General features: G+C 71.7%; 20 protein-coding genes. All 20 read left to right on the top strand.

The annotated features are described in order from the left end of the window. Positions 1–16 precede the first annotated feature (16 nt). The 20 genes from G401_RS0102450 to pta all read left to right on the top strand — a co-directional run bounded on the left by G401_RS0102450 (position 17) and on the right by pta (position 22,729). Positions 17–676: a hypothetical protein gene (locus tag G401_RS0102450; RefSeq protein ID WP_027341257.1), complete on the top strand. Its 660-nt coding sequence runs from the start codon at positions 17–19 to the stop codon at positions 674–676. Beyond that, positions 669–1,502 carry an ABC transporter ATP-binding protein gene (locus G401_RS42910; RefSeq protein WP_051366020.1) on the top strand — a complete coding sequence of 278 codons (834 nt, stop codon included), beginning with the start codon at positions 669–671 and terminating at the stop codon, positions 1,500–1,502. Before G401_RS0102450 ends, G401_RS42910 begins: the two co-directional genes overlap by 8 nt. Before the next feature lie 225 nt (positions 1,503–1,727). Further along, positions 1,728–3,086, top strand: coding sequence for a type I glutamate--ammonia ligase (locus tag G401_RS0102440; RefSeq protein ID WP_034590569.1), 1,359 nt, complete (start codon positions 1,728–1,730; stop codon positions 3,084–3,086). Then, positions 3,074–4,135, top strand: a complete 1,062-nt coding sequence (locus tag G401_RS0102435) for an amidohydrolase family protein (protein WP_027341255.1) — start codon at positions 3,074–3,076, stop codon at positions 4,133–4,135. Before G401_RS0102440 ends, G401_RS0102435 begins: the two co-directional genes overlap by 13 nt. Further along, positions 4,132–4,761, top strand: coding sequence for a DUF402 domain-containing protein (locus tag G401_RS0102430; RefSeq protein ID WP_027341254.1), 630 nt, complete (start codon positions 4,132–4,134; stop codon positions 4,759–4,761). Before G401_RS0102435 ends, G401_RS0102430 begins: the two co-directional genes overlap by 4 nt. 9 nt (positions 4,762–4,770) lie before the next feature. Further along, complete coding sequence (locus G401_RS0102425) at positions 4,771–5,151, top strand: YccF domain-containing protein (RefSeq protein ID WP_027341253.1); 381 nt, start codon at positions 4,771–4,773, stop codon at positions 5,149–5,151. A 320-nt stretch (positions 5,152–5,471) separates the two neighbouring features. Beyond that, positions 5,472–6,503, top strand: coding sequence for a LacI family DNA-binding transcriptional regulator (locus G401_RS0102420; RefSeq protein ID WP_027341252.1), 1,032 nt, complete (start codon positions 5,472–5,474; stop codon positions 6,501–6,503). Continuing rightward, on the top strand, positions 6,500–7,372 hold the full coding sequence (locus G401_RS0102415) for a carbohydrate ABC transporter permease (RefSeq protein WP_027341251.1): 873 nt from the start codon (positions 6,500–6,502) through the stop codon (positions 7,370–7,372). Before G401_RS0102420 ends, G401_RS0102415 begins: the two co-directional genes overlap by 4 nt. Continuing rightward, on the top strand, positions 7,369–8,217 hold the full coding sequence (locus tag G401_RS0102410) for a carbohydrate ABC transporter permease (RefSeq protein WP_245601578.1): 849 nt from the start codon (positions 7,369–7,371) through the stop codon (positions 8,215–8,217). The genes G401_RS0102415 and G401_RS0102410 overlap by 4 nt, the downstream gene beginning before the upstream one ends. Before the next feature lie 16 nt (positions 8,218–8,233). Beyond that, positions 8,234–9,532 (top strand): ABC transporter substrate-binding protein, encoded by a 1,299-nt coding sequence (locus G401_RS0102405; protein ID WP_245601577.1) that lies wholly within the window; start codon positions 8,234–8,236, stop codon positions 9,530–9,532. Next, complete coding sequence (locus tag G401_RS0102400) at positions 9,532–10,668, top strand: ADP-ribosylglycohydrolase family protein (RefSeq protein WP_281174127.1); 1,137 nt, start codon at positions 9,532–9,534, stop codon at positions 10,666–10,668. Before G401_RS0102405 ends, G401_RS0102400 begins: the two co-directional genes overlap by 1 nt. Before the next feature lie 35 nt (positions 10,669–10,703). After that, positions 10,704–12,050 (top strand): ADP-ribosylglycohydrolase family protein, encoded by a 1,347-nt coding sequence (locus tag G401_RS0102395; protein ID WP_027341247.1) that lies wholly within the window; start codon positions 10,704–10,706, stop codon positions 12,048–12,050. Continuing rightward, complete coding sequence (locus G401_RS0102390; protein ID WP_027341246.1) at positions 12,047–12,985, top strand: ribokinase; 939 nt, start codon at positions 12,047–12,049, stop codon at positions 12,983–12,985. Before G401_RS0102395 ends, G401_RS0102390 begins: the two co-directional genes overlap by 4 nt. Continuing rightward, complete coding sequence (locus G401_RS0102385; protein WP_027341245.1) at positions 12,985–14,745, top strand: SUMF1/EgtB/PvdO family nonheme iron enzyme; 1,761 nt, start codon at positions 12,985–12,987, stop codon at positions 14,743–14,745. The genes G401_RS0102390 and G401_RS0102385 overlap by 1 nt, the downstream gene beginning before the upstream one ends. After that, entirely contained in the window at positions 14,742–15,917 is a 1,176-nt protein-coding gene (locus tag G401_RS0102380; protein WP_027341244.1) for a CaiB/BaiF CoA transferase family protein, read from the top strand. The genes G401_RS0102385 and G401_RS0102380 overlap by 4 nt, the downstream gene beginning before the upstream one ends. After that, the gene (locus tag G401_RS0102375) at positions 15,914–16,681 is read left to right on the top strand and encodes an HpcH/HpaI aldolase/citrate lyase family protein (protein ID WP_027341243.1); all 768 of its coding nucleotides are present in this window, start codon (positions 15,914–15,916) and stop codon (positions 16,679–16,681) included. Before G401_RS0102380 ends, G401_RS0102375 begins: the two co-directional genes overlap by 4 nt. A gap of 17 nt (positions 16,682–16,698) precedes the next feature. Further along, positions 16,699–17,340 (top strand): class I SAM-dependent methyltransferase, encoded by a 642-nt coding sequence (locus tag G401_RS0102370; RefSeq protein ID WP_157545226.1) that lies wholly within the window; start codon positions 16,699–16,701, stop codon positions 17,338–17,340. 35 nt (positions 17,341–17,375) lie between these two features. Then, a complete protein-coding gene (locus G401_RS0102365) occupies positions 17,376–18,629 on the top strand; it encodes a hypothetical protein (protein WP_027341241.1) in 1,254 nt (417 codons plus the stop codon). A gap of 791 nt (positions 18,630–19,420) precedes the next feature. Continuing rightward, positions 19,421–20,635 (top strand): DUF2786 domain-containing protein, encoded by a 1,215-nt coding sequence (locus G401_RS42905; RefSeq protein WP_051366019.1) that lies wholly within the window; start codon positions 19,421–19,423, stop codon positions 20,633–20,635. Between the two features lie 9 nt (positions 20,636–20,644). Beyond that, the gene (pta, locus tag G401_RS0102350; RefSeq protein WP_027341240.1) at positions 20,645–22,729 is read left to right on the top strand and encodes a phosphate acetyltransferase; all 2,085 of its coding nucleotides are present in this window, start codon (positions 20,645–20,647) and stop codon (positions 22,727–22,729) included. Positions 22,730–22,779: the final 50 nt, after the last annotated feature.

The raw sequence follows: 22,779 nt of genomic DNA, 5'->3' as shown, positions 1-22,779 counted from the left end.
GTTATGATTCCCGGCCATGCGCATCGTGTTCGCCCTGGTAGCGGCGGTTTCCGTGACGGTGGCGGCGTTCTGCGCCGGACGTGCCTGGCTTGTGCCGTCCTGGCACAACCTGGCCGGTTCGCTGACCGCGGGCCTGTTCGTGGCCAGGTTCGCGAGCTTCCTCTGGCGCAACCAGTTCGCCGCGCGGGACTGGGAGCCGTTGCCCGGGGGCGGTTTCGTCGCCCCGCGCCGGCCGCTGGCCGTCTACTCCAGCCTGGCGGGCCTCACCCTCGCGCTCGGCCTGTACGCGGCCGGCGTCGGCGCGGCCACGACGACGCATCCGGAGCGCTGGCTGACCGCCGCGACCGGGGTGTTCCTGTACCCGCTCTATGCCCAGGCGGCCCTCTTCCTGCGCTGCCTGCGGGGTCTGCCGGAGGTGGCGGTCACCCCGGCGGGGATGATCCTGGCGGGCCGGCTGCGGCCGTGGGAGCGGATCACGCGGGTGGTGCCGGCCGAGGAGTCCATGACGATCGAGGTCGCCGAACGGTTCGGCCGGCGGGTCGTGGTGCCGGTGGACCTGAGCACGGTGCCGCCCGCGCGGACCGTGGCGGTACTCCAGCACTTCGTGCGGCATCCGGAGGATCGTGTGCCGATGACCACCCTGCCGTCCGCGAACGTGCCGCGCCTGATTGGATGACACCGTGGCTCACGATCTACCCGCCCTGCCCGCCGTGGACGATCCCGACCTCGCCGTCGCCGCCGACCGGGTCGCCGTGGTGCGATCGGGCCAGGCGCTGCTGCGCGAGATCACCTGGCGCGTCGAGCTCGACGAGCGCTGGGTCGTCCTCGGCCCGAACGGGGCCGGCAAGACGACGCTGATCAATCTGGCGGCCGGCCGGTCGCACCCGACGCGCGGCACCATGTACGTGCTCGGCGAGCGCCTGGGGCGTACCGACCTGAACGAGCTGCGTACGCGGGTGGGCCTGTCCACGGCCGCGCTCGCGGAGAGCATCCCGGGCGACGAGATCGTGCGCAACGTCGTCGTCACGGCCGCCTGGTCGGTCGTCGGCCGGTGGCGGGAGAGCTACGACCCGGCCGACCTGGCCCGGGCCGAGGGCCTGATGGCCCAGCTGAACGTCGGGCACCTCGCGGAGCGGACCTACGGGACGCTGTCGGAGGGGGAGCGGAAGCGTACGCAGATCGCCCGCGCCCTGATGACCGATCCCGAGCTGCTGATCCTGGACGAGCCCGCGGCCGGGCTGGACCTCGGCGGCCGGGAGGACCTCGTCGCCCGGCTGGCCGCCGTCGCCGCCGATCCGGACGCGCCCGCGCTGGTCGTCGTGACCCACCACGTCGAGGAGATCCCGCCCGGGTTCACCCACGCGCTGCTGCTGCGGCAGGGCGAGATCGTGGCGGCCGGCGTACTCGAGGAGACGCTGACCGCGGACAACCTCAGCGCGACCTTCGGCCTGCCGCTGAAGCTGAGCTACGAGGACGGGCGGTTCGCCGCCCGGGCATCCTAGGGCCTGTCTCCCGGATCATTCGCGGCCCGTTGGCGGCCTCAGACGACGATCGGCGGCGCTTGAGTCTTCGCCGACAGGCCACCAGCCTGACGACGAAGATCAAGCTTGCCGAATCGCCGCCTGAGACTCGCCACCGGACCACGAGATCCGGGAGACAGGCCCTAGAAAGCAGCTGTCGGCCGGGCGACACTTGGCAGACGCCGAACATCGGCCACAATGCTCGGCATGGCTGTGACTCTGGACCGGGAGGCGCTCGCCGGGACGGCCCGTGCCGCCGCGGTCGGCCTGGCCGCCCTCGATGTACGCGTGGTCGCTCTGACCTGGGTCGACAACGCGGGCGTGACGCGGGCGAAGGCGATCCCGCTGGACCGGCTGGCCGGCGCCGCCGCGTGGGGCGTGGGCATGTCGACCGTCCACGACGTCTTCCTGGTGGACGATTCGATCACCGAGAGCGAGCACATCGGCGGTCCGGTGGGCGATCTGCGGCTGCATCCCGACCTGGACGCGCTGACCGTGCTGGCCGCCCAGCCCGGCTGGGCGTGGGCGCCGGTCGACCGGTGGACCCAGAACGGTGAGGCGTACGTGGCCGATCAGCGGCAGTTCGCCAAGCGGGCCGTCGAGCGCGCGAAGGACGCCGGGATCACCATGCGGATGGCCTTCGAGATCGAGTGGTATCTCGGCAACGAGGACGGTACGCCGGCCGCGGCGGGGCCGGCGTACGGGATGACGCGGCTGATCGAGGTCTCGCAGTACGCCCAGGACGTGCTGACCGCGCTGACGGCTCAGGGCGTGCCGGTGGAGCAGTTCCATCCCGAGTACGCCGGCGGCCAGTTCGAGATCTCGGTGTCGCACACCGATCCCGTGGGCGCGGCCGACATGGTGGTCCTCGTCCGCGAGACCATCCGCGCGGTGTCCCTGGCGCACGGCTGGCGGGCCTCGTTCGCCCCGGTGCCGGTCGCCGGCAAGGTCGGCAACGGCCTGCACCTGCACTTCTCGGCGTGGTCCGGGGACGGCAACCTGTTCTCCGGCGGCCTCGGCCCGTACGGCATGACCGGCCGCGGGGAGTCGATCCTGGCCGGCATCCTCGAACGCATGCCCGCGCTGATCGGGCTGACCGCGCCGAGCGTGTCGAGCCGGCTGCGACGCGTACCGCAGCGGTGGGCGGGCGCCTATCAGTGCTGGGGGCTGGAGAACCGGGAGGCCGCCCTGCGGTTCATCGCCGGCGTCAAGGGCGCCGGTCCGGGCGCCGCCAACGCCGAGCTGAAGTGCTGCGACGCGTCCGCCAACCCGTACCTGGTCGTGGGCGCGGTCGCCGCGGTCGCCGCGGCCAGCGCCTTCGCCGAGCTGCGGCTGCCCGCCGAGTACCAGCTCGATCCGTCCACTCTGGATGGTTTTACCCGGCCGCCGCTGCTGCCCACCGGCGTCGAGGAGGCCCTCACCGCGCTCGCCGGGGACGAGGTGCTCTGCGACGCGCTCGGCAAGGAGCTGCTCAACGCCCACATCGCCGTGCACCGGGCCGAGGCCGAGCTGTTCGCGACGCGTACCGATGACGAGATCGCCGAGGCCGTGCGGTGGAAGTACTAGACGCGCACTGCCACACCGTCGAGCTCGGCCCGCTGACCGACGAGCGGTTCGCGGCCTGGTGCACCGAATCGCCGTGGCCGCCCGCGCCGGGAACGTCCTTTCCGGACTCCCGGCTCGGCCTCGCGATCCGCCGCTGGTGCGCGCCCGCCCTCGGCCTTTCTCCTTTCGCGCCCCTTGCGGAATATGCGGAGTCTCGTCGCTCCCTGCCTGACGCGGGCGCCCGCCTGCTCGCCGCCGCGGGTCTCAGCGCGCTCCTCGTGGACACCGGCCTGACCGGTGGTGCCGCACTCGATGAGCTCGCGGCCGCCGCCCATGCGCCTGTCCATTCCGTTGTACGCCTGGAGCAGTTGGCCGTATCCGTCGCCGAGACGGCCGGCGGGTCGGGGTTCGGCCGCTCGTTTTCCGACGCATTGGCGGCGCAGCTCGATGCCGGGGCGGTCGCGGTGAAATCGATCGCCGCGTACCGGCACGGGCTCGACCTCGATCCCGAGCGACCGGGCCCGGCCGAGGTGGTCCGGGCGGCCGACGCCTGGCTGCGATCGGGCGAGCGGCTGGCGGATCCGGTGCTGCTGCGGCACCTGCTGTGGACGGCCGTCGACTGTGGACGTCCGATCCAGTTCCACACCGGGTTCGGTGATCCGGACGCCGCTCTGCTTCGTGCCGATCCGGCGCATCTGCAGCCGTTCTGCGCGGCGACGCGGTCGGCGCGGGTGCCGATCGTGCTGCTGCACTGCTACCCGTACCACCGGCAGGCCGCCTGGCTGGCCCAGCTCTACCCGCACGTGTACGCCGACGTCGGCCTGGCCGTCACCTACACCGGGGCCCGGTTCGACGCCGTGCTCGCCGAGTTCCTCGAACTGGCCCCGTTCGGCAAGGTGCTCTACTCCTCCGACGCGTACGGGTTGCCGGAGCTGTACCTCGTGGGGGCGCAGCAGTTCCGGCACTCGATCCGGCACGTGCTGGCCGATCTGCCGCCGGGCGAGGCCGAGCGGATCGCCGGACTGGTGGCCGCGGGGAACGCCCGGCGCGTCTACGCTCTGGACGCATGACTTTCGCACCGGGATCCACCGTCTTCGCGCCCGGCGACACCGTCGTCCGCCGCGAGATCATCAACGGGGAGATCTGGCTCGGCTACTCGTCGATCTGCGTCCACGATGACGGGAATCTGCTCGTCACGTACCTTCCGACCGGTTCGCCGTTCGGCTTCCCCGACGGCGAGTTCCCGGCGGGGGAGCACCCGTGGCGGACGGCCGGCCTCACCGCCTGGTCCGGGCACGGCCTGCTCGCGCTGCACTGGGCGGACGTCGAGCACGCGATCTTCGTGTTCTGGCGCGGCGGGAACCGCGAATTCACGGGCTGGTATTTCAATCTGCAGGACGCTCCACGGCGTACTCCCCTAGGCTTTGACACGCTGGACCACGAACTGGACCTGGTGTGGCCCGCGGGCGCCGAGACGTACTCGTGGAAGGACGTCGATGCCTTCGCCGCCACGGGCGCCGCGCGCTACCCGGGGCGGGTGGCCGCGATCCAAGCCGAGGGCGACCGGATCGCGGGCCTGCTGGACGAGGGGAGCCGCTGGTGGGACGAGTCCTGGGCGACCTGGGAGCCGGACCCGGCGTGGGGCCCGCGGCCGCTGCCGGCGGGCTGGGACGCGGTGCCGTTTGCGAACCGGTGAGATGATCACATCATGCGGACCATCCTGAACGTCCTGTGGTTCATCTTCGGCAGCGGCTTCCTGCTCGCCCTCGGGTACGCGATCGCCGGGATCCTGTGCTTCGTCTTCATCGTGACGATCCCGTTCGGCGTGGCCGCCTTCCGCATCGCCCGGTACGCGCTCTGGCCGTTCGGCTACACGATCACCGAGAAGAAGTCGGCGGGCGTCGCGTCGGCCGTGGCCAACGTGGTGTGGCTGATCATCGCCGGCTGGTGGCTGGCGCTCGGGCACATCATCGCGGGGATCGCGCTGTGCGTGACGCTCATCGGCATCCCGTTCGGGATCGCGAACTTCAAGCTGGTGCCGGCGGCGCTGTGGCCGCTCGGCCGCGAGATCGTCGCCAAGCCCTGACGTCCCCCCAGATCCCGTCCCGCGAGTCGCCCCCGAGATCCCGTCCCGCGAGTCGCCCCAAGATCCCGCTTGGATCAGGGAAATCGCCCGAATCATGGGCCATGATTACGTGCGGATCCCTGATCCAAGCGGGATCTTGGGCGTGTGCCGATCTCCGATGCCGGAAAGAAGCGGATATCGATCTCTACGGCTGCAACCTGGGGTGGAGATTGTCGTGACACGACATCCGTGGCAAGACATCAGCTGATCGGCTAGTGGTGAAGGTCGACTAAATACGACAGGCTCCGGGAACTGTTTCGTGTTTCGCGGAGGGTTCCCAGATGGGGCGGAAACGTTTCCAATCGCAGGTCGCGACCGGTCCGGCGACAGTACGCACCGTCGCCGATCTGGCCGGGGTCTCGATCGCGTCCGCCTCGCGGGTCCTCAACGGACTCGGGGGCAGTCCGGAGCTGTCCGCGCGCGTCAAGGCCGCCGCCGAACGGGTCGGCTACGTGCCGAACGCGATCGCCCGCAGCCTGCAGGCGCAGCGTACGGGGCTGATCGGGCTGGCCGTCGCGGACATCGGCAACCCCGTGTACGTGCAGATGATGCGGGCCATCGAGGCGGAGATCGCCGACTGCGGGCGGCAGCTGCTCATCCATGCCACCAACGCGAACGCGGCCGGTGAGACCGAACTGCTGCGGGGGCTCGCCCGGCGGTACGTGGACGGCATGATCATGTCGCCGCTGCGGGTCACCGAGGCGCACCTCAACGCCCTGGCCAAGAGCGCCGTACCGGTCGTCGTGGTGGGGCAGCTGCCCGACGACGCGCCCATCGACAACGTACGCGCGGACTCGATCGCCGGCGTACGCCTGGCCGTCGACCATCTCGTGGACACGGGCCGGCGGCGGATCGCGATGATCAACGGTCCGCTCGACACGGTGCCGGGAGCCGCCCGCGACACCGGTTTCCGCTCGGCGCTCGCCGCACGGGGACTCGCCCCGGCCGACGTCGAATACGGCGACTTCACGTTCGAGGCGGGGCTGGCGGCCGCCCGGCGGCTGCTGGAGCGCAGTGGCGGCACCGGCGACCGCCCGGACGCCATTCTCGCCGCCAACGACCTCATCGCCGCCGGTACGCTGCACGCCCTGCTGGCCGCCGGGGTACGCGTACCCCACGACGTGGCGCTGGTCGGGATGGACAACACGGACATCACCGAGCTGACCTTCCCGCGACTGACCAGTGTGGACCTCGGGGCGGCCGAACGCGGTCGCCGGGCGGCCCGGCTGCTGCTGAGCCGGCTCGACGACGGCACGATCGGCCCGCGCCGGGAGACCGTCCCACCGACGTTGGTCCAGCGGGACTCGACGTGAACAGGGACGCCCGGTTCGCGTACTCCTTGCTGATCCCGGCGCTGGTGCCGGTGGCCGCGCTGTCCGCGGCGCCCTTGATCCGCGGCGTCTTCCTGGGTTTCACCGACGCGCGGGCCGGGCGGCACCAGCCGATCCACGTGACCGGGCTGGCGAACTACCAGAAGCTGCTGGAGGACGAGCAGTTCTGGAGCGCGTTCAAGGTGGGCCTGGTCTGGGCCTTCGCCGTGACGATCTGCCAGTTCCTGCTCGGCCTCGGCCTCGCGAGCCTGCTCAACCAGCCGCTGCGGCTGCGCTGGCTGGCCCGGACGCTGGCGCTCGTGCCGTGGGCGATGCCGCCGGTGGTCGTCGGGATCATGTGGAAGCTGGTCTACCACCCGGACGCGGGCCTGCTGAACGAGGCGCTCTACCGCACCGGACTCGGCGGGCTGCAGCACAACTGGCTCGGCGACTTCACGACGGCGCTGCCCGCGGTGATCCTCGTGGGCATCTGGGCGGGCCTGCCGCAGACGACGATCGTGCTGCTGGCGGGGTTGCAAGGGGTGCAGCGCGAGCTGCACGAGGCGGCGGCGGTCGACGGCGCGGGCGCGGCGCGGCGGTTCCGGGCGGTCACCTGGCCGGCGCTCGCCCCGGTCGTGCTGGCCATCACGAGCCTCGACTTCATCTGGAACTTCAACTCGTTCGGCCTGGTCTACGTGCTCACGGGCGGCGGGCCGGGCGGCCGGACCATGCTGCCGATGCTGTTCGCGTACGAGGAGGCCTTCCGGTTCGGGCACTACGGGTACGCGGCCGCGCTCGGCAACGTCATGGTGCTGGTGATCCTCGTGCTGCTCGGGTTCTACCTGAGGCGCCGGCTGAAGGAGGCGGCGTGAGCATCTCCGGCCCGAAAACGAAAACGTTTAAACGGATCGGCCAGTACACGGCCCTGGCCGGGTACCTCGTGTTCCTGGCGTTCCCGCTGGTGTGGCTGATCTCCACCAGCTTCAAGGATCCGCGGGAACTCGTCGAGCTGCACCCCTCGCTGATCCCGCGGCACCCGACCCTGCAGAACTACGTCACCGCCTTCACCGAGCAGGACCTGGCCCGCTCGGCGCTCAACAGCCTCATCGTCGCCTCGGCGTCGGCCCTGCTGACCGTGCTGCTCGCACTGCCGGCGGCGTACGCGCTGGTGCGGTTCCGGACCCGGCTGTCCACCCCGATCCTCGGCTGGGTCCTCGTCAGCCAGCTGTTCCCTTTCGTGCTCCTGGTGATCCCGCTGTTCCTGATCCTCAAGGCGGTGGCGCTGACCGACACCCGGTTCGGCCTGATCGTCGTCTACGTCACCTGGTCGCTGCCGTTCGCCCTGTGGATGCTGCAGGGCTTCGTCCGCGGCATCCCGCGCGAGCTGGAGGAGGCGGCGGCCGTCGACGGGGCGTCCCGGCTGCAGGTGCTCCGCCAGGTCGTCGCCCCGCTGCTCGCCCCCGGCCTCGTGGCGACCTCGCTGTTCGCCTTCATCAGCGGCTGGAACGAATTCTTCTTCGCGCTCGTGCTGCTCAAGAGCCCGGAACTGGCGACCCTGCCGGTGACGCTGGCTCGCTTCGTGGGGGTGGAGGGCATCGCCCGGCTCGGCCCGCTGGCCGCCGGCTCGCTGCTGGCCACCCTGCCCAGTCTCGTCTTCTTCGCCCTGCTCCAGCGCCGTCTCGCCGAGGGCAGCCTCGCCGGCGCCGTGAAGGGCTGACCCGACAGGAGAAACCATGATCATGCGTACGCCCCTCGGCCGGCGGTCCCTGCTCGCGCTGCCCGGCCTCGTCGCGACGGCGAGCCTGCTTTCGGCCTGCTCCGCCGACGACTCCCCGGAGCAGTCGACCGGCCCGGTCAAGCTGCGCTTCCTCAGCCTCGCCTGGCAGAAGGAGTCGGTCGAGGCCAACAAGGCCATCGTGGCGGCCTGGAACGCCGCGAACCCGAACATCCAGGTCGAGTACGTCCAGGGCGACTGGAACTCGGTGCACGACCAGATGCTGACCGCCTTCGAGGGCGGGGACGCGCCCGACATCCTGCACTACGAGTCGGCCGCGATCGGCGAGTTCTCCGGCCAGGGGTACCTCGCCGACCTGTCCGGCCTGCTGCCGGCCGACCTCAAGGGACAGATCTCGCCGAAGGTCTGGGACACCGTCACGTTCGACGGCAAGGTGGCCGGCGTACCGTTCCTGCTCGAATCGCAGGTCGTGCTGGCCAACAAGAAGCTGCTCGACGCGGCGGGCATCACCGTACCGGCCGTGGACGCGCCGTGGAGCTGGGACGACTTCGCCGAGAACGCCCGCAGGCTCACCAAGCCCGGCCAGTACGGCGTGGCCTGGGCCCTGAAGTCGCCGACCAACCGGGTCATGAACCTGGCCCTCAACTTCGACGGCGTCTTCTTCGCCCAGGACGGCGGCAAGACGGTCGTGCGCGTCGGCGACGGGGAAAAGGCCGTCCCGCAACGCATCCACGATATGTTCTATGTGGACAAGAGTGCCGCGCCGGACGCGCTGGGCATGGGCGGCACCGACCCGCTGCCCGGCTTCTTCGCCGGCAAGTACGCGCTCCTGCCCGGCTCGATCTACCTGCGCCAGCAGATGGTGGAGCAGGCCCCGGCGGGCTTCGAGTGGGTGACGCTGCCCGCGCTCAAGGGCACCTCGCAGAACCAGGCGGCCAACCCGCAGACGCTGTCGGTCAGCGCCGACTCCAAGGCGCAGAAGCAGGCGATGCAGTTCATCGCGACGTTCCTCGACGCGACCAACATGGCGAAGCTCGCGCACGGCGACTGGCTGGTGCCGACCGGCACCGACGCGGGTAAGGAACTCGTCGCGAGCACCGGCGGCAAGCAGGGCTGGGACGTCGCCGTGGGCAGTGCCTCGGCGCTGATCCAGGCCCCGTTCCAGAAGGTCGCCGCGTACCCGGAGTGGAAGTCGAAGATCGCCACTCCGGCGCTCCAGCAGTACTTCGCGAACAAGATCTCCATCGACCAGTTGGCGAAGAACCTCGAAGACGGCGGGAAGCAGGTCCTGGGATAGTGCTCACAGCGGAGATTCGCGGTTGCCTCGCCGGCGCCGCCGTGGGGGATGCCCTCGGTGGCGCCGTCGAGGGCGCCCTGCCCGGCGAGATCCGGGCCCACTACGGCGGTCCGGTCACGGGGCCCGTCGCACCGATACGTGGGCCCGCGCAGAAGCCGACTGCCCCCTACTCCAAGGGATACGGGCGCGTCACCGACGACACGCTGATGACCCTCGCGCTGGTGCGGGCGTACCAGCGCAAGCGCGATCACCTCGACGCCTTCGACGTCGCCGAGATCCTCGTCCCGGACCTCCTCCAGCGTCCGGTGTGGATTCCGGACCTGGAGCGCGAGGCGGTCACCCTGCACCGGCTGGCCGCGGGCGAGCGGTACCTGGTCAGCCGCGTACACCACGCGCACGCCGATCCCCGCGAGGCCGGCAGCGGCAACGCCGTCAACTGCGGCGCCGCGATGTACGCCGCCCCCGTCGGCGTGATCAACGCGGGCGACCCGCGCGCCGCGTACGCGGAGGCCATCGAGGTCGCCTCCCCGCACCAGCACAGCTACGGGCGCGAGGCCGCCGGGGTCATGGCCGCCTGCGTCGCCGCCGCGCTGCCACCGTCGGCCACAGTGGACGATGTGATCGACGCGGCGCTCGCGGTGGCGCACGACGGCACCCGCGCCGCCATCTCCGCGGTCGTCTCCCAGGCCCGGGAGTACGCCGATCAGCCGACCGACTCCCCGACGGTGGTCGACGGCCTGCGCCGGGCGGTCGCCGCGTACGACACGGTCGGGGAGAAGTACGCCGAACCAGGTCTCGGCGCCCGCCGGCCGAGCCGGCTGCACGCCATCGAGGAGCTCCCGATCGCCCTCGGCATGCTCGTCGTGGCCGGGGGCGCGTACGCACCGGCGGTCCTCGGCGCGGTCAACTACGGCCGGGACGCGGACTCGACCGCCACGATGGCGGGCGCGATCGCCGGTGCGCTGCACGGTTTCGGGGCGATCCCGGCCGACTGGGCGGCGGCCGTCGAGGCGGACTCCAGACTGGACTTCGCCGCCCTCGCCGCCGACCTGTCCGAGGTGGCCGACGCGATCCTGCGCCGCGACGCCGAGCGGTACGCGTACCGGGCGAAGAACATCGGCGACCTGCTGGGATGAGCGGGATGTCAGAGGGTGGCGCTACCTTGTGCGCCATGCGATTGAGCTGGGTGCAGCCTGAGGATCTGCTGACGCACGAGCTGGTGGCCGCGCGTGATCTCGGCAAGGACGTGAGCCGGGTGACATGGAAATGGCTCGACGCCGGCGGGTCGCTGGCGGCGACGCCGGCGGGGGCGTCCGCGACGCCGGCCTCGCCGCAGCTGCATGCGCTCGCCGACCGGCTGATGGAGGCGCTGGACGAGCAGCCCATGCCGGTCAGCCCGGGCGAGCCCGACGACCTCGACGGCATCCGCGCCCTCTGGAAGAACGTGCCGGAGTTCCCGGCGCGCCACGACTTCGACCGCGTGCACTCCGCCTGGGTCGGCCGGGCGGCCGGCTGCGTCCTCGGCAAGCCGGTCGAGAAGATCCCGCGGGAGGGCATCCGCGAGATCCTGTCCGCGAGCGGGCAGTGGCCGTTGCGCGGCTACATCTCGGGGGCGGGCGTACCGGCGGAGGTGACCGCGCGCTGGCCGTGGAACCGGCGGTCCGCGCCGACCAGCCTGGCCGAGCCGCTGGCGGCCGGGGTCAGCGAGGGCACGCCCGAGGACGACGATCTCAACTACACGCTGCTCGCCCTGCGGCTCGTCGAGCGGGCCGGCCGCGACTTCACCAGCGAGGACGTCGCCCAGGCGTGGCTGGACGAGCTGCCGGCCGGGCGCGTGTTCACGGCCGAGCGGATCGCGTACCGCAACCTGCTGCTGGGCTACACGCCGCCGGCGACGGCCACGCGGGGCAACCCGTTCCGCGAGTGGATCGGCGCCCAGATCCGCGCCGACCTCTACGGCTGGATCCATCCGGGGCGGCCGGATCTGGCCGCCGCGGCCGCGTACCGGGACGCCGTCGTGAGCCACGTGCGGGCGGGGGTCTACGGCGCGATGTGGGTCGCCGCCCTGAGCAGCGCCGCGCTGACCGCCGACTCCGTCGAGGCCGTCCTGGACGCGGGGGAGTCCGTGCTGCCGCCGGTGAGCCGGTTCGCCCACGCGGTCATGGACGGCCGCGATCTCGCCACCCACGGCGACTCCTGGGAATCCGTCGTCGACGGCGTCTACGCGCTCTACGGCAAGCACCACTGGGTCCACGTGCTGCCCAATGCGGCCCTCGTCGCGGCCGCGCTCGCGTACTTCGGGGGCGACTTCGCGGCCTCGGTCTGCGGTGTCGTGACCGCCGGCTGCGACACCGACTCGAACGGCGCCACGGTCGGCGCGATCACCGGTGCGCTCGCCGGGAAGGTGCCGCCGGAGTGGAGCGGGCCGCTGCGCGACACTGTGCGTACCAGCATTCCGGGCAGTGACCGGGTGACGTTCACGGAGCTGGCCGAGCGGACCCTGAGGATGAGCAGATGAAGATCGTCGTAGTGGGCAGCGTCAACCTCGACCTGGTGGCGACGGCCGCCCAGCTGCCCCGGCCGGGGGAGACCGTGCTCGGCCACGGCTTCACCACCGTCCCGGGCGGCAAGGGCGCCAACCAGGCCATGGCCGCCGCGTACGCCGGTGCCGACGTGAAGTTCGTCGGCGCGATCGGGGACGACGACTTCGGCCTCCAACTGCGGGCCAGCCTCGGCGCGGCCGGCATCGACCTGGCGCACCTGCGCGTCGTGCCCGGCCCGTCCGGCGTCGCCCTGATCGCCGTCGACGACGAGGGCGAGAATCTGATCATCGTGGCGCCCGGGGCGAACTCGCAGCTCACCGCGCTCACCGATGCCGACCGGGCGGCCGTCGCCGGGGCCGACGCGGTCGTGCTCCAGCTGGAGATCCCGATGGCGACCGTCGTCGAGACCGCCCGGACGGCCAAGGCGGCCGGCGTACCGGTGCTGCTGAACGCCGCCCCGGCTCAGCGCCTGCCCGCCGAGCTGCTCGACTGCGTGGACGTCCTCGTCGTCAACACGATCGAGGCGCAGATGGTGCTCGGCGACGTCGACAGCTCGGCCCGGCTGAGCCGGGTCGCGGCGGCCCGCGACATGCACGCGTACCAGCTGATGGAGCGGCTGCGCCCGCTGGCCAGGCGGATCGTGCTGACCGTCGGGGCCGACGGCGCCTTCTACGCCGACCGGGACGGCGCGTGGCTGCACATGCCCGCCCCCGAGGTGGACGCCGTCGACTCGACCGCCGCCGGGGACGGGTTCATGGGCGCGTTCGCGGTCGCGTACACGGAGGGCAAGCCGGTCGTCGAGGCGCTCGGCTGGGCCTGCGCGGCCGGCGCGATCGGCGCCACCCGGCTCGGCGCGTCCAGCTCGCTGGCCACCCGCGACGAGATCGACATGCTGGCGGCGAAGCAGTAGTGAACCCTTACGTCCCGCGCCCGCTGGACCGGCCGACGCCGGTCCCGCTCGACGACGACGCCGACCTGTCGGTGCTCGACGAGGCGAAGATCTTCGCGGCGCCGGACGACCCGGCCGACTGGGCGGCCTGGCGGGCGGTGCTGGCGCGCTGGCGTACCGGTGCGCGGGAACGGCTGGGCTACGACGGGTCGCGCTACGACGTCGCGCCGCTCGACTGTTTCGCCGTCGCCCTCGTCTGGCTGTGGGACGAGACGCTCTACGATCACGCGACGCGACAGTTCACCGTCGACTCCTTCGTCGACCGGGCCGTCGAGGAGTTCGGCGGGTTCGACGGGGTGGTGCTGTGGCACGCGTACCCGGTCATCGGGATCGACGCCCGCGACCAGTTCGACTTCTACGCCGTCGACGCGCTCCCCGAGGTCGTCCGGGCTTTCCAGGCCCGCGGCGTACGCGTCTTCGCCGACTACAACCCCTGGGACGGCGGCGAACCCGCCCAGATCGCCGAGCTCGTCGAACGCCTCGGTGTCGACGGGCTCTTCCTCGACACCCTGAAGTCCGCCGCCGACCTCGTCGCGGCGCTGCCCCGCGAGACGGTGCTGGCCGGGGAGTCACGCGTACCGCTGGACCGGATCGCGGACCACACGATGTCGTGGGCGCAGTGGTTCGGCGACTCGCCGGTGCCGGGAGTGCTGCGCGCCAAGTGGTTCGAGCCGCGGCACATGCTGCACCACACCCGGCGCTGGCATCGCGACCACCTCGAAGAGTTGCAGTCGGCCTGGTTCAACGGCAGCGGGATGCTCGTCTGGGAGGCGGTCTTCGGCTCCTGGGTCGGCTGGTCGGAACGGGACAGGGGCCTGCTGCGGTTCCTGCGGTCCACTTGGGACACCTATGCCGCGTTCTTCCGTTCGGGCACCTGGACGCCGCTGGCCGACCACGCCGGCGGCGCCGTGTACGCGTCCCGCTGGGACCTCGACGGCGAGACACTGTGGACGGTCGTGAACCGGGGCGACGACCACGACGGCCCGTGGCTGTCGACCGGCGTGGGCGGATTCCTCCCGGCGGGCGGTCTCGGCCTGGTCACGTCGGCGGGAGCGGTCGCGGCCCCGATGCTCGACCCGGGCTTCCCCGCGCGGGCGGCGATCAGGGTGCCGCACCGGCCCGCGCCCGTGAGCGGCGTGCCGGAGGGCTTCGCCGCGCTGCCGACCGGTCGCCGGGATCTGGTCGTCCGCCATCGCCGCCGGGAGACCGGGCTCTACGGCGAGGTCCCCTACGTCGACGAGTGGAAGCCGCTGCCGCCCCGCCTGCACGACCTGGCGACCCTGCACCGGTCCGTGGAGCTGGGCGCCTTCGCGATCGCGGTCGCCGAGGTGAGCGCCGGGGAACTGGCCGCCTTCCGGGGAACCGGGTGCGTGGGCGATCCCGGGGCGCCCGCGACCGGTGTGACCCTCGCGGAGGCCCGCGCGTACGCGGCCGCGCACGGGTCCCGCCTGCCGACCGAGGACGAGTGGCAGGTCGCCGCCGAGGCGGGACTGCTGCGCCGGCGCGAGCCGCTCGTGTGGAACCTGACCGAGAGCGAGCACTCCGACGGGCGTACGCGCTTCGTCATCGTCAAGGGCGGCTGCGCGTACGCGGCCGAGGGCTCGGACTGGTACTTCGACGGCGGCCCCCGACCGGCCGGTTACAGCGCCAAGCTGCTGCTGACGGGGGAGGGGCTCGACCGGTCCCCGTCGGTCGGCTTCCGCCTGGCGGTGGACCTGTGACCGGGCCGCTCGCCGGGGTCAAGGTCGTCGAGGTGGCGACCGTGATCGCCGGGCCGCTGGCCGGGGCGTTCCTCGGCGACTTCGGGGCCGACGTGATCAAGATCGAGCACCCGGCGGTCCCCGACACCGGCCGCGGTCACGGTCCTGGCGGACTGTGGGGCAGGGTGCTCCAGCGCAACAAGCGCTGCGGCACGCTCAACCTGTCCACTCCGGAGGGTGCGGACCTGTTGCGGCGCCTGCTCGCCGGCGCGGACGTGCTCATCGAGAACTTCCGGCCGGGCACCCTCGAACGCTGGGGCCTCGGTCCGGACGTGCTGCACGAGGTGAACCCCGGCCTCGTGATCGCCCGGATCACCGGCTTCGGCCAGACCGGCCCGTACGCGTCGCGCCCCGGGTTCGGCACGCTGGCCGAGGCGATGTCCGGCTTCGCGATGGCGACCGGCGAACCGGACGGGCCGCCGACCCTGCCGCCGTTCGGGCTGGCCGACTCGGTGACCGGGCTGGCGACCGCGTACGCCGTCCTGCTCGCGCTGCGCTCGCGCGACGCGACCGGCCGCGGCCAGGTCGTCGACCTCTCCCTCGTCGAACCGCTGATGGCGATGCTGGGTCCCCAGGTCACGTGGTGGCGGGAACTCGGCTACGTCTCGCCCCGGCTGGGCAACCGGTCGGCGAACAACGCGCCGCGCAACGCGTACCGGTGCGCGGACGGGAGGTGGGTCGCCGTCTCGACGAGCGCCACCTCGGTCGCCGCCCGGGTCATGACCCTCGTCGGCCTGCCGTCCGTTGTGGACGAACCGTGGTTCGCCACCGGCGCCGGCCGCGCCACGCACGCCGACCTGCTCGACGGCGCCGTCGCCGCCTGGATCGCCGAGCGCGACCGCGACGAGGTGATCCGCGCCTTCACCGCCGCCGACGCCGCGATCGGCCCCGTGTACGCGGTCCCCGAACTGGCCGACGATCCGCACCTGGCGGCGCTGGGCACCTTCGTGACCGTGCCCAGTGCCGACGGCCCGGACCTGACGATGCAGAACGTCCCCTTCCGCCTCTCCGAGACCCCCGGCGGGGTACGCGAGGCCGGCCGCCCGCACGGCCACGACACCGACGAGATCCTGCGCGAACTCGGCCTGGCCGACGACGAGATCGCCGCGCTGCGCGAACGTGGCGTCGCGTGATCCCGCTGACCTGGCTCTACGTGCCCGGGGACCGGCCGGACCGGTTCGCCTCGGCCGTCGGTTCCGGCGCGGACGTCGTGATCATCGACCTTGAGGACGCCGTGGCCCCGGCCCGGAAACAGCTCGCGCTGGAGGAGACGGCCGCCTTCCTCTCGGCCTCCCATCCCGTCCCCGTCCAGGTACGCATCTCCGCCCCGGATCAGCTCACCACGCTGCTCGGGCTGCCCGGCCTGTCCGGGGTACGCCTGCCCAAGGTGGAGGAACCGGTCGCTCCGGTCGGCGTACCCGTGCATGGGTTGATCGAAAGTGCCCGGGGGCTGGAGCGGGCCGCGGAGATCGCGTCGTCGTGCGCTCCCGCCGGCTCGATCGGGCTCGGTGAGGCCGATCTGGGCGCGGACCTGGGCGTGAGCGACGACGCCGGGTTCGCGTGGGCGCGGTCGCGGATCGTCGTGGCCGCGCGGGCCGCGGGCCTGCCACCGCCGGCCATGTCGGTGTACCCGCATGTGTCCGATCTGGACGGACTGGCCGCGTCCTGCCTGGTGGGTCGGGGTCTGGGCCTGCTGGGGCGGGCGGCGATCCATCCGCGGCAGCTGCCGGTGATCGACCGGGCGTTCCGGCCGACGGCCGACGAGGTGGATCGGGCGCGGCTGCTGCTGGAGCGCTTCGATCCGGCGGCCGGCACGGCGGTCCTGCCGGACGGGCGCTTCGTGGACGTCGCGATGGTCGCGGCCGCCCGCCGGACGATGGCGCTGGCTGGTGGGTGATGAGTACCCTTCTGGACATGCCGGTGCAGGTATGGCAGGACGCGGTCGAGGTGCCTCAGGACCCGCCGCCGCAGCTCAACGCGGAGAACCACCGCAGCCGTGCGGCGCTGGAGCGGATCCTGAAGGACCCCTTCGACGACGCGGCGTGGGCGGATCTCGTGCGGACCTACGACGAGATGGCCCCCGAGTGGACCGACTGGGCCAAGGACCAGCACTGGTACGCGGCACCCGTGTCGGTCGGCCTCGCGCACATCCGGCCGGTCCCGTGGATCGTCGAAGTGGGCTGCGGCACCGGCCAGGCGACCCTGGTGCTCAGCAAGGCCGGCCCGCCCGTGCTCGCCACCGACGTCAACGAGTCGATGCTGACCGGGGCGCCTTGCCTGCCGCAGACGCACTACCTCGCCGCCGACGTACGCCGCCTGCCGTTCCGCGACGGTTCCGTGCCGCTGCTGGTCGGGCTGAACGGCGTACCGCACCTGCACGAGTTCACCCGGGTGCTCGCGCCCGGCGGCCAGCTGCTGTGGTGCACGTCCTTCGGCGCGGGTACGCCGCTGTACGTGCATCCCGATAGACTGGCCGACATGCTGGGTCCAGAGTGGACCACGCGGGCGGGCCGGGCCGGTCATGGCGAATGGCTGCTCGCGACGCACAACGCTTGACCTTTTTCCTCTTCTCCCCGGGACAGGGTGGTTCGGTGCGGGTCATCAACGTGGGCGCCTTCCTGCTGCCCGTACGCTTCTCGCTGGTCGGGATGATGAGCGGGGACGGCCGCGACCGGGTGTCGCAGGCGCTGACCCGGCGGCTGACCGACTTCGACGTCGACCGGGCGCTCTTCGAGACGCAGGGCCTGTTCCTCGACGTGCAGCGCTCGGCGCACCAGCGGATGGAGACGATGGTCTTCTCCGGCGCGGCCGAGATCGAGGGGGCCGGCTTCGTACGCCTCTATATCTCCAGCCTTGCCGTGGGCTTCGTCGTCTGCGAACTGGACGTGCCCGACGACCTCGTCCTCGACCTGGAAGACGAGGATTCCTGCGACCGTTTCAAGGCGTACGAGACGCCGGTGACCGAGGTCATCGAGCCGCTCATCGGCCGCTGGTGCCGGGAGATCGTCGACGCGGTGGACCCCGCGCTGCTCCGGCCGGTCCCGAAGTCCGCCCTGGACGCGAGCAGCCTGCTGTGGTGGCACCGGATCTGCGTGGACGGCGCGCCCGAGGTCGAATTCCCCGGCGCCCGCTGGTACGGCGTCTCCGCCCAGCTGACCGGCAACGCCGACGTGCAGGTCGGCACGGGCGTGACCAACCTGCACACGGGCGGCCGGACCGGTCTGGTCAACGACGTCATCGAAGGTCTGATGATCGCCACCCAGGAGTGGCTCGTGGTCGACGAGGCCAAGCGGCACATCGCCGAACTCCTGCTCGCGCTGAGCGCCAACGACGCGCGCAACCTCATCACGATGGAGACGCAGTACGTCGACGTGCTCGCCCTCACCGAGGACGTGACGCTGCGCAACCTGCTGCTCAAGCAGGAATCCCGCTACCTGACCGCCCCCCGGCGCCGGATCAGCCAGGCGGCCAGCGCGGCGTGGAACACCACGGAGGAGGCGCAGGGGCTGGAAGAGCGTACGGCCGCCCTGCGCGACCTGTTCACGCTGCATCGGGAACGCATCTTCAACAACCGCGACGAGCGCCGCAACCGGCTCATCTTCGTCTTCACGGCGGTGACGCTGATCCAGTCCGTGCTCGTCTGGTACGACTTCCTCACCTCCGACGCGAACGCGGTCGGCGGGGCACCGCGCCCGCTCATCGCGATGCTGGTGCTGCTGGCGACCCTGATCTCCGTGGTGTCGGCGGTGGCGTCGCGGCCGCGGGCGCGCCGTCGGCTCCGGGAGGTCGCGATCCCGCGTCAGCGGGACGGCGCGGAGCCGGTCAAACAGGTCACCCGCGCCTGACCCTCTCCCACCTCACCCCGACCCCAAGATCCCGTTTGGGCCGCCCCAAGATCCGGTTTGGATCAGGGAAATCACCCGAATCTTGGGCCATGATTCGGGTGGCAACCGTGATCCAAACCAGATCTTGGAGCGGTCTTGGGTCTTCCGTCCTTACGTGCGTGATCGAATACCGCTATCACGGCACCGCGATACCGATTCCCTTGATCGAATACCGCTATTGCGGCGAGAGAGCGCTTTCTTGCCGTATTGACGGTATTTGATCACGAAGATGAGGCCGAGACTGCCGTCATAGCGGTAAATGATCACGGGTCGTGGTGTTACCGGCCAACCGCTCCACGGCCGAACCGGCTCCCGGCCGAACGGCGGGACAGCACCCGCACATGGGCTGGAGAGCCGAATTCCGGGCCGTGACTACGTGCGAATCGCTGGTCCAAACGGGATCTTCGAAATGCGGTTGTCGAAAGCAAATGGACAATCGAGGAAATGTTTTGGAGTTGCGGATACAGCAGGCCGGGCGCCCTCCAAGGACGTTCAGAGAAGCGCGCTTTATCCACAGGCCGTTTCGCCTCGTTGTGATCTCACAAGGCCCGCGCCTAACCTTCTCGTCGAGATCAAAGGCGGCTTCATTTCTCGACCGGAATCCCGGCGATTCGCGTCATCACCGCCGGCACGCCCTTATGGCGCGCCTGGATCTGCTGGAACTCCACGCCAGAACGCTTCAGATGGATGTACGTCACAGAAGAGTGTCCGCTCCGCTCGATAGGCTGGGACCGACGAACAGGGGGAAGCACGTGGACCACGAGCCGGCCGGCAAGCCCCGGCCCTCGGACCGCCAGATCACCGAACGGCTCATCGCCGAGATCGCCTTCACCGCGCCGCGGGCCGACGTCCACCGGCGGCGGGTGCGGGAGCTGGCCGGGCGGCCGGAGGTGGCCGCGGTGTTCTCGGCGATGCTGGTGAGCGAGGTCGCGACGGTGTGGCGCCGCGGCTGGCAGCCCGCCGAGCTGGTCCGGGCCGTCCGGCGGGAGGTCGACGAGGACTGCGCCCGGCTCGTGCGCGACACCGTCGCCGAGGAGGCCCGCGGCTACGCGGCGGCCCGGCTCGACGACCGCTGGCGGGCTCAGCTGAAGGACATCGGCGCCGACAGCGGCCCCGAGGGCGGCCCGTTCGGCGGCCAGCGCGGCGACGCCGAGGCCGTGCTGTCGCGGGCGCTGAGCGTACTGACGTATCTGCGGCGGTTGCCGGAATTGCCGTTCGCGGGTCCGCTGCCCGGCGAGGCCCGGCCCGAGTCGCCCGCCCGCGCGCGCGGCCCCGTCGACCAGCGCATGCTCGATCGCGTACGCGCGCTGCTGGCCAAGGCCGAGTCGACGACCTTCCCGCAGGAGGCGGAGGCCTACACGGCCAAGGCGCAGGAGCTGATGGCCCGGCACAGCATCGATCTCGCGCTGCTGGCGGCGCGTACCGGCGGGCGGGACGAGCCGGCCGTGCGGCGGGTGCTCGTCGACAACCCGTACGAGGCGTCGAAGACGATGCTGCTGCAGGTGGTCGCGAGCGCCAACAACTGCCGCGCGGTGTGGTCCAGGAACTACGGCTTCTCGACGGTCATGGGCTTCCCGGCCGACCTCGACTCGGTCGAGCTGCTGTTCACCTCACTGCTCGTGCAGGCGATCAAGGCGATGACCCAGACCGGCCCCCACCAGGACCGCTACGGGCGCAACAACACCCGGTCGTTCCGGCAGGCCTTCCTGACCGCGTACGCGCACCGGATCGGCGAACGTCTCAGCGGTGCCGCCGAGGACGCGGTCCGGGAGGCGCAGACGGAGACGACGATGGATCTGCTGCCGGTCCTGAAGGCGCGGGCCGACCAGGTCCAGGAGCGGTTCACCGCGCTCTTCCCCCGGCTGGAGACCCAGACCGTCACCGTCCGCAACGCCGAGGGCTGGGCGCAGGGTCGCGCCGCCGCGGACCGGGCGGACCTTCACGGGCGCAGTGCCGTCCAACGATAGGGTGATCACGTGGCGCGCAGCGTGTATGTGACCGGCCTCGACGCCGGCGGCGGCAAGTCGACCATCGCACTGGGGGTGGCCGAGCTGCTGTCGCGGCGCGTACGCCGGATCGGGGTGTTCCGTCCCTTCACGCGCAAGGTCGACGATCCGATCGTGACCCTCGTGCGCAACCACTATGCGATCTCGCCGATGGCGGCCGGGACCGGCGTGACCTACGCGGAGGCCGCCCTCATGCTCGGCCGCGGCCAGCAGGACGCGGTGGTGGGCCTGATCCTGGAGCGGTTCCACGAGATCGAGCGCAACTGCGACGCGGTCGTCGTGGTGGGGACCGATTTCGGGGCGCCGGACGGCGGCGAGGGTGAGGCGACCTTCCCCGACGAACTGGGCATGAACATCCGGCTGGCCGGGGAGCTGGGCGCGCCGCTGCTGCCGGTGGTCGACGGCGACGGCCGCACCACGCAGGAGATCGACGCCGCGTTGCGGGCGGCGCAGCAGGCGGTGCTGGGGCACCCCCTGATCGCGTTGTTCGCGAACCGGGTGTCCGCCGAGCAGATGAGCAGCCTGCCGGCCGTGATCGACGGCACCCCGGTCTACGCGGTGCCCCGCATCGCGGCGGTCAGCGCGCCCACGGTGGCCGAGGTCGTCCAGGTGCTCGGCGCGACCCCGCTGCTCGGCACCTCGCCGCAGGCGCTCGACCGGGACGTGCTGCACATCGTGGTCGGCGGCGCGACCGTGCCGACCTTCCTGGACCACGTGAGCGACGGCTGCCTCGTGATCACGCCGGGCGACCGCGCCGACCTGATCGTGGCCTCGATGGCCGCGCACTCGTCCGGGCTGGCCTCGATCGCCGGGCTGATCCTCACGCTCGGCATTGAGCCTGATCCCCGGGTCGTGGCCCTGATCGGGCGGTTCCGGGCCGAACTGCCCGTCATCTCGGTACGCGACGACAGCTTCGAGACCGTCTCCCGGCTGACCGGCCTGGAAGGTGCGTTGAAGGCGGACAATCCCCGCAAGGTCAACGCCGCCCTGGGTGCGTTCGAGGCGAGCGTCGACGTGCCGGAGCTGACGTCCCGGCTGGACGTGACCCGGTCGGAGCGGGTGACTCCGCTGATGTTCGAGTACGAGCTGATCGAACGGGCCCGCGCCGATCTGCGCCAGGTGGTGCTGCCGGAGGGTACCGAGGAGCGTGTCCTGCGGGCGGCCGAACAGCTGCTGCGCCGGGGGGTGTGCGAGCTGACCCTGCTCGGCCCGGTCGACGTGATCGAGGAGAGGGTCCGGGATCTCGGGCTCGACCTCGGCCTCGGCGACGGCGGCGCCCGCCTGGTCGACCCGGTGACGAGCCCCTGGCGTACCGAGTTCGCCGGCACGTACGCGAAGCTCCGCGAGCACAAGGGCATGACCCTGGAGAAGGCGTACGACCAGGTCAGCGACGTGAACTACTTCGGGACGCTCATGGTCAACAGCGGCCGCGCCGACGCGATGGTCTCCGGCTGCGTGCACCCGACGGCCGACACGATCCGGCCGGCCTTCGAGATCATCAAGACCGCGTCGGGTGTCTCGATCGCCTCCAGCGTCTTCTTCATGTGCCTGGCCGACCGCGTCCTGGTCTACGGCGACTGCGCGATCAACCCCGACCCGAATCCGGAGCAGCTGGCCGACATCGCGATCTCCTCGGCGGAGACGGCCGCGCGGTTCGGTGTCGAGCCGCGGGTCGCGATGCTCTCCTACTCGACCGGCGGCAGCGGCTTCGGCGCGGACGTGGACAAGGTCGCCGCGGCCACGAAGCTCGTCCGGGAACGCCGCCCGGACCTGCCGGTCGAGGGCCCGATCCAGTACGACGCGGCCGTCGATCCGAGCGTGGCGGCCACCAAGCTGCCGGGCAGCGAGGTCGCCGGGCACGCGACCGTCCTGATCTTCCCGGACCTGAACACGGGCAACAACACGTACAAGGCCGTGCAGCGGTCGGCGGGGGCGGTCGCCGTCGGGCCGGTCATGCAGGGCCTCCGCAAACCGGTCAACGACCTGTCCCGGGGAGCCACGGTGCGGGACATCATCTCGACCGTCGCCATCACGGCCATCCAGGCAGCGTCGTGACCGGCGAAGCCGGCGCCCCCACCAGCGAAGCCGGCGCCCCCACCAGCGAA

This window comes from Hamadaea tsunoensis DSM 44101 (genome assembly GCF_000428945.1).
In the GTDB taxonomy this organism is placed as follows: domain Bacteria; phylum Actinomycetota; class Actinomycetes; order Mycobacteriales; family Micromonosporaceae; genus Hamadaea; species Hamadaea tsunoensis.
This window is presented reverse-complemented; position numbering and strand designations above follow the sequence as displayed.

Excerpts from the sequence above, each read along its gene's own strand:
- G401_RS0102395 (WP_027341247.1), top strand. The coding sequence starts at position 10,704 with ATGCGATTGAGCTGGGTGCAGCCTGAGGATCTGCTGACGCACGAGCTG.
- G401_RS0102390 (WP_027341246.1), top strand. The coding sequence starts at position 12,047 with ATGAAGATCGTCGTAGTGGGCAGCGTCAACCTCGACCTGGTGGCGACG.
- G401_RS0102405 (WP_245601577.1), top strand. The coding sequence starts at position 8,234 with ATGATCATGCGTACGCCCCTCGGCCGGCGGTCCCTGCTCGCGCTGCCC.
- G401_RS0102450 (WP_027341257.1), top strand. The coding sequence starts at position 17 with ATGCGCATCGTGTTCGCCCTGGTAGCGGCGGTTTCCGTGACGGTGGCG.
- G401_RS0102420 (WP_027341252.1), top strand. The coding sequence starts at position 5,472 with ATGGGGCGGAAACGTTTCCAATCGCAGGTCGCGACCGGTCCGGCGACA.
- G401_RS0102440 (WP_034590569.1), top strand. The coding sequence starts at position 1,728 with ATGGCTGTGACTCTGGACCGGGAGGCGCTCGCCGGGACGGCCCGTGCC.
- G401_RS0102430 (WP_027341254.1), top strand. The coding sequence starts at position 4,132 with ATGACTTTCGCACCGGGATCCACCGTCTTCGCGCCCGGCGACACCGTC.
- G401_RS0102370 (WP_157545226.1), top strand. The coding sequence starts at position 16,699 with ATGCCGGTGCAGGTATGGCAGGACGCGGTCGAGGTGCCTCAGGACCCG.